Here is a 9,096-nt window from a genome sequence, read left to right on the forward strand (position 1 = left end):
TCGTCGGGACGTTCAGTGTCATCGGGACGTTCAGTTCAGCGGAAGGGCGTGCAGGACGTCGTCGTGGCCCGCGTAGAGGCGGGTTCCGTCGTACTGGTGGGTCGCGTCGGTGGCGAGGGTCCAGACGTCCTTGCCCGGACCGGAGTCGTGGAAGGTCCACCCCAGCTCGCCGGTCGCCGGGTGGATCGCGCTGACCCCGCCGACCGACGTACCCGGGACGAACAGCGTGCCGTTGGCGACCAGCGGACGGCTGCGGCGGTCCAGCGGGAACGGCAGCCGGCAGGACCACAGCTCGGCGCCGTTGGACACGTCGAGGCAGCTGACGACGCCCTGGTCCCACGGGATGTACACCCGGGTGTTCTGCGCGACGGGCGGCAGCGCCCGCCAGGACTCACGCCGGTGGGGCGAGTGGGTCCAGCCCGGCTCGCCGGTGGGGAGCAGCATGCGCACGCCGCCGTTGCCGTCGGGGACGTAGACGCCCGTCGCGCCGGTGACGCACCAGCGCAGGTCCTCCTCGCCGGGGGCGGTCCACAGCTCGCGGCCGGTGGCGGCGGCCCGGGCCACCAGCTCGGTGCGGCCGTCGACGAATCGGATGCAGGCGAGGAGGCTGCCCCCGCCGAAGGTGGCGGGCGTGACGGGCTGCTCCGTCCGCTCGGTGCGGACGGACCAGAGCAGGGCGCGGTCGATGACCCGCAGGGCGAAGAGGCGGTTGTCCGTCGAACTGCCGTCGGCCCGCGGGTGGCCCCAGGAGTAGCCGTAGAGGATGCCGGGGTCGCGGTCGTAGCCGGCGAGGCGGACCTGCCCCTGCAGTTCGTCGGGCAGCGGCAGGCTCCAGTCGGCGGCGGGGTCGGTGAAGTGGCGGGCTTCGAGGTGGCCCTGGTAGGTGGCGGTGAAGAGGTGGTCGGGCCCGACCACCACCTTGCCGAGCATGTCGAGGTCGCTGGGCCAGCTGCGGTTGGCCGGCGGGTCGAAGACCAGGAGCCGGGCGGCGGTGCCCTTCGCCGGGTCGAGGACCTGCAGACCCTTCCGGGAGAGGAAGACGGGGCGGCGGGGCGGGTCGGTCAGCCGCTCCGGGGTCATCGCCTCCGGTCCGCGGTAGGTCCAGAGCGGCGTCGGGCCGGACAGCGCGGTCGGCGGCGGCCCGGTCGGCCCCGGCGAGGGACGGGCCCCGCTGCCACCCGAACGGCCGAGCGCCCAGGCGGCCCCGCCCGCTGCTAGCGCCCCGGCCCCGAGCAGCAGCCGGCGCCGGCTCGGCCCGGTGCGCTCCCCGCCGCCCGCGATCACGTCCTCGGTGGCCCCGCCGCCGTCCGTCTCCTCGTCCCACTGCCACGACGTTCCGCGCGCGGGCCCCCCGGACGACGACTGCATACGGCTCTCGCTTCCCCACCGGCGGCCCCACGCCGCCACCCGTCCGGAGAATATCGAACAGTCCCCGAACCGTCCGAAACCGCCGCAACGCTCGTACGAGGGCTCGTACTAGGCTGTGGCACACAGAGTGAGGCCCGCTCAGCAGCCCAGGGGAGGTACGCCGTGACGGCCGAGTCGATCGCACCCGAGTGGATGCACCGGCAGATCACCAGTGAGCAGTACGACTCCTGGACCGAGGAGCAGTGCGCGGGCATCGAGATCGTCGACGGGATGGTGGTCGTGTCCCCAAGCGCTTCCAAGCGGCACAACCGGCACAACCGGCTCGCCCGGCTCCTGGCGAACGCCCTGGACGACGCGGGCGGCGTCGAATGGAACGCCGACACCGACTTCGACGTCCGGCTGCAGGGCGTGCCGCTGAACAGCCGCCGGCCGGACGTGGTGGTCTACCGCGCGGACACCATCGACGAGTCGCCGACCAGGCCCGACCACGTCCTGCTGGTGGTCGAGGTGGTCTCGCCGCGCTCGGAGACCACCGATCGGACGGTCGAGCCGGACCAGTACGCCGAGGCGGGCATCCCGTTCTACTGGCGGGTCGAGCAGGCCGCCGGCCGCGTGCCGATCGTCCACACCTACGTGCTGGACGAGGCCGAGGCCGCGTACCGGCCGGGGGAACTGTTCACCGGGCTGGTCAAGGCCGCGGTGCCGTACCCCGTGACGGTGGACCTCTCGGGACTCTGAGCCGCCCGGCCTCAGTCCGGCGGGTGGTCCGCGAGGTCGGCGAGGACGTCGGCGTGGCAGGGCAGCGGGGCGCACCAGCAGCCGAGGCGGTGGCCGCGCAGGGGCGGGACGAGGGCGAGCAGGCCAGGGCGGGCGAGCAGGTGCTCGCGGTACTTGACGACCATCTCCTCGCGGGTGAGGTCGGGGCCCGGACGGTACGGGCAGTGCAGCGGCGACTCGGCGAGGTGCCAGCCGCCGCGGTGCATCGCGCGGCCGACGTAGACGACGTCCGCGTACCCGGGGTCGTCGCGGTGGCCCTTGAGGTTGACCACGGTGGTGCGGCGGGATCGGCTCGGCATGCCGTCCATGCTGGTGCACTCCGCGCCCCGGGGCAGCCCGGGGCCGGTGCGGGCTCGCCTTGACACGGTTGCGGGCCGGGCGTAGCAAAAGAGCATGCGCCATCCGCACGCGACCGATGGGGCCCCTGGTACGCGGCCCGGTCCGGACCGGACGCCGGAGCCCGGGGCCGGCGCGGAGGCGGACCGGGCGTTCCCGCCGTCCGTCCGGGACCCGGCCCCGCAGACGGACCAGCGGCGGGACGAGCTCCTGGCCGACGCGGTGCGCCGGGCGCTGGGGACGACCGGGGTGTACGGAGTGATGGTGTACCTGCGCTCGCGGGACCGCCGCTCGCTGGTGCTGCGCACGATCGCGGGCGTGCCGCTGGCGGTGATGAGCCCGTTCCGGCGGGTGGCCGCCGCCGGCCCGCTGCCGGTCGCGGTCTGCTTCCGGACCGGGCACGTGATCACCCTGACCGACACCGAGGACACCATGCGGCGCTTCCCGCAGCTCGCGGTCGGCCTGCCGTACGACTTCGCCTCCGTCTGCGTGCCGGTGGCGCACGGCGAGGAGCGCTTCGGCGTGCTGAGCGGGCTGTGGCCCGCCTCGGACGACGGGCTTCCGGAGCCGGCCGCCCGGCAGCTGGCCCAAGCGGCCGCCCGACTGGGCGAGCAACTGGCCGAGCTGGCCGGGACCGGGCAGTCGGTGGAGCCGGGCGGCGAGGTGGCCGTGGTGGAGCTGCCGCCGCCGTCGTCGGTACCGACCACCCGGGTCGGGCTGTTCGACTGGGACGTGGCCACCGGGGCGCTCGCCGCCGACGAGCAGTTCCGGGAGATCTTCGGCTTCGGCCCGGGCGAGTTCGACGGCACGGTGGCCGCGCTGAACCACCGGGTCGCCCCCGGTGACCTGCCGGCGTTCCGGGCCGCCGCCCGCGTCGCGCTGGAGCGCGGCGAGGTGCTGGCCGCCCGGGTCCGGGTGCTCGGGCCGGAGGGCCTGCCGTACCCGGTGGAGCTGTGGGCCCGGGTGCCCGTGGCGATCTCCGACGGCCGGACCCACCTGGTCGGCGCGGTGCTGGACGTGCGTGACCTGACCGCCGCCGCGGCCGCCGTCGAGCGGCTGCAGGAGGGCGTGCTCTCGCTCGACCCCGACGGCCGGATCAGCTACGCCAACCGCGCCACCGAACCGCTGCTCCGGGCCCGCCGCGAGGACCTGCTCGGCCGCCACCCCTGGGACGTGCTGCCCTGGCTCGCCGACCCGGTCTACGAGAACCGCTACCGCGCCGCCCTGTTCTCCCAGCGGCCCACCGCCTTCCTGGCCGCCCGCCCGCCGGACGGCTGGCTCGCCTTCTCGCTCTACCCGGACCCGCACGGCGTCACCGCCCGGGTGGTCGCGGCCGAGCCGCCGCCGGGCGCCGCCGAACCGCCCGCCACCCCGCCGCCCGCCGGCCGCACCGGGGTCGGCGGCACCCACCACCTGCTCCAGCTGGCCAGCGCCCTCACCGAGGCGGTCACCGTGCGGGACGTCTGCCGGGCGGTGGCCGAGGAGGTCCTGCCGTCCTTCGGCGGCCAGGAGCTCGCCATCTACGCGGCGCGCGACCAGCAGCTGCACCTGCTCTCCCAGGCCGGCTACCCGGACGGTTTCCTGGAGGCCTTCGAGGGCACCCCGGTCGATGCCCGGGTGCCCGGCGCGGAGACGCTCAGCACCGGCACCCCGGTCTTCTTCGAGTCGGTGCGCGAACTCGCCGCCACCTACCCCGGCCTGGCCCTGGACGGGATGGGCGCCTGGGCCTTCCTGCCGCTGATCGCCTCCGGCCGTCCGGTCGGCACCTGCATCATCGGCTTCGACCGGCCGCGCCCGTTCACCGTGGAGGAGCGCGCCCTGCTCACCGCGCTCGGCGGCTTCATCGCCCAGGCCCTGGAGCGCGCCCGGCTGTACGACGCCGAGTTCGTGCTGGCCCGCGGCCTGCAGCAGGCACTGCTCCCGCACCGGCTGCCCGAGGTGCCCGGCATCCGGATCACCGCCCGCTACCTGCCCGGCACCCAGGGCATGGAGATCGGCGGCGACTGGTACGACGCGATCGTCACCGGCGGGGACGTCACCCTGGTGATCGGCGACGTCGAGGGCCACAGCGTCGGCGCGGCCGCCACGATGGGGCAGCTGCGCAGCGCCGTGCGCGCCTTCGCCTCCGGCGGCGACCCGCCCGACGCGGTGCTCGCCCGCACCAACCGGCTGCTGCTCGACCTCGACCCCGGGCTGCTCGCCAGCTGCTGCCTGGTCCGGCTGACCCCGGCCGTCGGCCTCGCCCGGATCGCCCGGGCCGGACACCTCCCGCCGGTGCTGCGCCACCCCGGCGGGCGGGCCGAGGCGCTGTACGTCCCGGGCGGTCCGCTGCTCGGGGTGGACGACCTGGCCGACTACCCGGTCAGCGACCTGCGGCTGGGCAGCGGGGCGCTGCTCGCCCTCTACACCGACGGACTGGTCGAGGACCCCGCGGTGGCGATCGACCAGGGCGTGGACCGGCTGCGGGCCGCGCTGGCCCGGGCCGCGGCGGGGGAGGGGCTGGAGCAGGCGGCCGAGCGGCTGCTGCGCGAGGTCGGGTCGACCCGCCGGGTGGACGACGTGGCGCTGCTGCTCACGGCCTTCGGCTGAGCGGCCGGCGGGCGGTCGGTCCGACGGTCGGTCCGGCGGTCGGTCCGGCGGGTGCTCCGGCGGGTGGTCCGCCGGGCCGACCAGGCGACTTTCGTCGGCGGGGGCCGCGACGAAGGAGGACGGCGGACGCCCCGGCCGGACCGATAGCCTCGACGCGTGGAAGCGATCGCGCGGGCCTGGAACACGGTGGTACGGACGGCGCTGCCGGGGCCCTGGCGGCCCCGGCGGGTGGTGGGCGAGGCGGTGGCCGCCCTGCTGATGGGCGGGTTCGCCGCGCTGTTGGAACTGCTCGCCAACACCGGCCTGGCGCTGCCCCTCGGCCTCGCCGTCGCGGTGCTGTGGGTGCTGCGCAAGGGGCTGCCGGCCACCGTGCTGCTCGCCGCCGCGGCCCTGGCCGGCTGGTCGGTCGGACCGATGCCGCTGCTGGTGTGCGCGGGCTGGACGGCCGGCGCGCGGATCCGCCGGGTCTGGTCGCTGGTCGGCGCCTTCGTCGTGGGCTGGGTGCTGTTCACGGTGACGGGAGTGGTGAAGGACGTCGCCTCGCTCTCGCCGAAGCTGGTGCTGTCGCTGTCGCTCGGCTTCTTCCTCGTGATCGCCGTGCTGCCGGCGCTCTACGGCCGCTACCGGGCGCAGCGCCGCGCCCTGCTGGACGCGCTGCGCGAGCGCAACGAGCAGCTGCTGCGCGAGCGGGTCATGGTGGTGCACCAGGCGCGGCTGCGCGAACGGCACCGGATCGCCCAGGACATGCACGACAGCCTGGGCCACCAGCTGGCGCTGATCTCGGTGCACTCCGGTGCGCTGGAGGTGGACCGGACGCTCACCGACCGGCAGCGCGAGGCGGTCGGGGTGCTGCGGCAGGCGGCGGTCGCGGCGATGCGCGAGCTGCGCGAGGTGGTCGGGGTGCTGCACGACGAGTCGACGGCGGTGCCGCCGACCGCCGGGACGGCCGCCGCCGGCCCGCCGGCCCGGGGCGGGGTGGACGGGATCGGCGGCCTGGTGGAGTCCTCCCGGGCGGCCGGGGCGGAGGTCGACCTCACCGTGGAGGGCGGCCGGCGTCCGCTGGCGGCCGCCGTCGACCACGCGGCGTACCGGATCGTGCAGGAGGCGCTCACCAACGCGCACAAGCACGCCCCGGGCGCGCCGATCGCCGTCGCGCTGCGGTACGAGCCGGACGCACTGGTGGTGGAGGTGAGCAACACCCGCGCGCCGGAACTCGTGGGCGCACGCGGCGGCGCGGGCGCGGCGGTCAGCGGCGGCCAGGGGCTGACCGGCCTGCGGGAGCGCGCGAGGCTGGTCGGCGGCATGGTGCACGCCGGGCCCACGCCGGAGCAGGGCTTCCGGCTGGCGGCCGTGCTCCCGTACGAGGGAGCGGAGCAGGACGCGGCGGCGACGGGCGGGGCCGAGGACTGGATGCTGGACGGCCTGCCGCCCGTCGAGGAGCCGGAGCGCGGGCGGCGCAGCCCGGCGATGGGCTGCGCGCTCGGGGTGGTCGCGGTCGCGCTGATCGTGCTCGGCCTGGTGGTCTGGGGCGTGATCGCCTTCGTCCGGGGCACCAACGACGCGACCGTGCAGAAGCCGATGTACGACCAGATCAGGGTCGGCACCGCCGAGGCCGAGGTGCTGCAGACGCTGCCGCGCGGCAACAACTTCTTCACCGACACCTATAAGGGGACGGGGCCCGAGGTGCCGGCGGGCGCGCACTGCCGCTGGTTCGTCCTGAACGGTGCGCCCGGCGCCGGCTGGAACGAGGAGCACGTGGCGCGATTCTGCTTCCGGGACGGGGCGTTGGTGGAGAAGCAGGAGTACGTCGCCAGGGGCTGAGTGCCCCCGTGCGCGGGCGGGTGCCCCGGCGGGGCGGGCCGGGCCGGTTTCGGAGCACGGTGGTCCGGATCGGGGTGGTTCGGAGCGGTCCTGCCGGGATGTGAGGATGGTGCCGCAGCCGAAGCACCGTTCGAGGGGAATGACCAGCGTGATCCGAGTCCTCGTCGCCGACGACGAGCCGCTGATCCGGGCCGGGATCAGGATGATCCTCGGCTCCGCCGACGACATCGAGGTGGTCGCGGAGGCCGCCGACGGGCGCGAGGCGCTGGAGCTCGCGCGGGCGCACCGGGTGGACGTGGTGCTGCTGGACATTCAGATGCCGGTGATGGACGGGCTGACGGCGCTCGGGGAGCTGGCGAGGGTCGCCCCCGGCGCGCGGGCCCTGATCCTCACCACCTTCGGGGAGCGCGAGAACGTCCTGCGCGCCGTGACCGAGGGCGGTGCCGGCTTCCTGCTCAAGGACACCGCGCCGAACGAGCTGATCCAGGCCGTCCGGGCGGCGGCGGGCGGCAACGCCTTCCTCTCGCCGGCCGCCACCCGGCACATCGTCGACTCGCTGGCCTCCGGCCGCAGTGCCTCGCTGGCTGCCCGCGCGGTGGCGGCGCGGCGTCGGCTGGAGGTGCTCACCCAGCGCGAGTTGGAGGTGTTGGCGCTGCTCGGAGAGGGTCTGTCCAATGCCGACGCGGGGGCGCGGATCCACATGAGCGAGGCGACGGTGAAGACCTACGTCAGCCGGATCCTGGCCAAGCTGGGCTGCGAGAACCGGGTCCAGGCGGCGTTGTTGGCCCGGGACGCGGAGCTCGACGGCGGTCACTGAGAGTCCCTTTCCGATCGCGGTGCGTGCCGGGCGTGACGGATGCCACTCGGCGGCGGCGCGGAACCGGGAACTCCGGACCGGATGGTGACGGTGCGTCAGCTGACGATTCCTCCGCGTGGATGGCCTGTGAGCTTTCTCGGAGGGATAGGTGTGAGCGAGGGCACGGATTTCGATCATTCGATCTTGGAAATTCGGTCAAAAGTATTCAAATCAGGCACAGCTTCTTGATCAATACCGCCGGTAACAGTCAACTGACCTGCGACGTCCAAGAATTGCTTGCTGCGTCCGGGTGATGCCCCCTAGCTTCATTGGCGGCGCAACGAGCGCCACCCGGGTCCACCCCGACGCACTGCCCGCCGACTGACCAGCGGCGCGAGGGCGGTGCCCGCCGACGAGGCCGGCTCCAACAGGCCGTCGGCGTGCGGAGGTGACCGGGGCGGCACGGCACGTCCGACACGTGTCCGGCCGCCCGTCGAGTGAGGTGAGCGAAAAACTGCCGGCCCATGTCCCGGGCCTGGTTCCGCATGCCCACCCGGGACTTGTCGAGAGGACCTGTATGAATCCCCGTCACGAGACCGCCGCTGCCACCGACACCACCGCCACCCCCAAGCGCCACCGCGTTCGGATGGCGGTCGTCGCGGGCGCCGCCGTCGCGGCCCTGCCGGTGGCCGGCCTCGTCACGGCCACCTCGGCCTCCGCCGCTACCGCCTCCACCTGGGACGCCGTCGCCCAGTGCGAGAGCGGCGGGAACTGGAGCATCAGCACCGGCAACGGCTTCCACGGCGGACTGCAGTTCTCCCCGTCCACCTGGGCCGCGTACGGCGGGACCGCGTACGCCTCCCAGGCCAACAAGGCGAGCAGGGCGCAGCAGATCACCGTCGCGGAGAAGGTCCTCGCCTCGCAGGGCCCGGGCGCCTGGCCCGTCTGCTCGCAGAAGGCGGGCCTGGGCAGGGGCGGCGCCCCGGCCGCCGTCGACACCTCGGGCGGCGCGGAGGCCAAGCCGGCCGCGAAGGCGGCCAAGCCCGCCAAGCCCGCCGCCGCGCCCGCGGCCAAGCCCGCCAAGCCCGCCGCCCCCAAGGCCGCCGCCGCGCAGCAGGCGCCCCAGGGGCAGCCCTCGGCCAAGCCCGCGCAGTCCGCGCCGGTCGTGCCGAAGAACACCGCCGCGGGCGGCTACACCGTCAGGAGCGGTGACACCCTGAGCGAGATCGCGGCCAAGTTCGGCACCGACACGGACAGCCTCTACCGGAAGAACGTGCGCACCATCGGTGGCGACCCGGACCTGATCTTCCCGGGCCAGACGCTGACGGTCTGACCCTTCGACGGGAGGCCGCCCGGCGGGGAGCCGCCCGACGGAGCCTTGCCGACCGGCCGGAGCGGCCGCCCTGGAC

Annotated in this window: 7 protein-coding genes; 5 read left to right on the forward strand and 2 right to left on the reverse strand. The window is 75.0% G+C overall.

Annotation, left to right across the window (positions count from 1 at the left end):
* Window positions 1-30: 30 nt before the first annotated feature.
* Window positions 31-1,368, reverse strand: coding sequence for a PQQ-binding-like beta-propeller repeat protein (locus ACFVHV_RS18705; protein WP_380352180.1), 1,338 nt, complete (start codon window positions 1,366-1,368; stop codon window positions 31-33).
* Between the two features lie 162 nt (window positions 1,369-1,530).
* On the opposite strand from ACFVHV_RS18705, the gene ACFVHV_RS18710 reads away from it, so the two are divergent.
* Window positions 1,531-2,106 carry a Uma2 family endonuclease gene (locus tag ACFVHV_RS18710; protein WP_380352182.1) on the forward strand — a complete coding sequence of 192 codons (576 nt, stop codon included), beginning with the start codon at window positions 1,531-1,533 and terminating at the stop codon, window positions 2,104-2,106.
* An 11-nt stretch (window positions 2,107-2,117) separates the two neighbouring features.
* On the opposite strand, the gene ACFVHV_RS18715 is transcribed toward ACFVHV_RS18710, so the two are convergent.
* Window positions 2,118-2,444, reverse strand: coding sequence for a DUF4326 domain-containing protein (locus ACFVHV_RS18715; protein WP_359900216.1), 327 nt, complete (start codon window positions 2,442-2,444; stop codon window positions 2,118-2,120).
* Window positions 2,445-2,538: 94 nt separating this feature from the next.
* Between ACFVHV_RS18715 and ACFVHV_RS18720 the strand changes: the two genes are divergently transcribed.
* The 4 genes from ACFVHV_RS18720 (at window position 2,539) to ACFVHV_RS18735 (ending at window position 9,020) form a co-directional block, all read left to right on the forward strand.
* Window positions 2,539-5,070 carry a SpoIIE family protein phosphatase gene (locus ACFVHV_RS18720; RefSeq protein WP_380352184.1) on the forward strand — a complete coding sequence of 844 codons (2,532 nt, stop codon included), beginning with the start codon at window positions 2,539-2,541 and terminating at the stop codon, window positions 5,068-5,070.
* A gap of 156 nt (window positions 5,071-5,226) precedes the next feature.
* Window positions 5,227-6,891 carry a histidine kinase gene (locus tag ACFVHV_RS18725; protein WP_359900220.1) on the forward strand — a complete coding sequence of 555 codons (1,665 nt, stop codon included), beginning with the start codon at window positions 5,227-5,229 and terminating at the stop codon, window positions 6,889-6,891.
* Between the two features lie 148 nt (window positions 6,892-7,039).
* On the forward strand, window positions 7,040-7,708 hold the full coding sequence (locus ACFVHV_RS18730; protein WP_380352189.1) for a response regulator: 669 nt from the start codon (window positions 7,040-7,042) through the stop codon (window positions 7,706-7,708).
* 556 nt (window positions 7,709-8,264) lie between these two features.
* Window positions 8,265-9,020: a transglycosylase family protein gene (locus ACFVHV_RS18735; protein ID WP_380352186.1), complete on the forward strand. Its 756-nt coding sequence runs from the start codon at window positions 8,265-8,267 to the stop codon at window positions 9,018-9,020.
* The last annotated feature ends 76 nt before the right edge of the window (window positions 9,021-9,096 follow it).

This window comes from Kitasatospora sp. NPDC127116 (assembly GCF_042677365.1).
Taxonomy (GTDB): Bacteria; Actinomycetota; Actinomycetes; order Streptomycetales; family Streptomycetaceae; genus Kitasatospora; species Kitasatospora lactacystinica.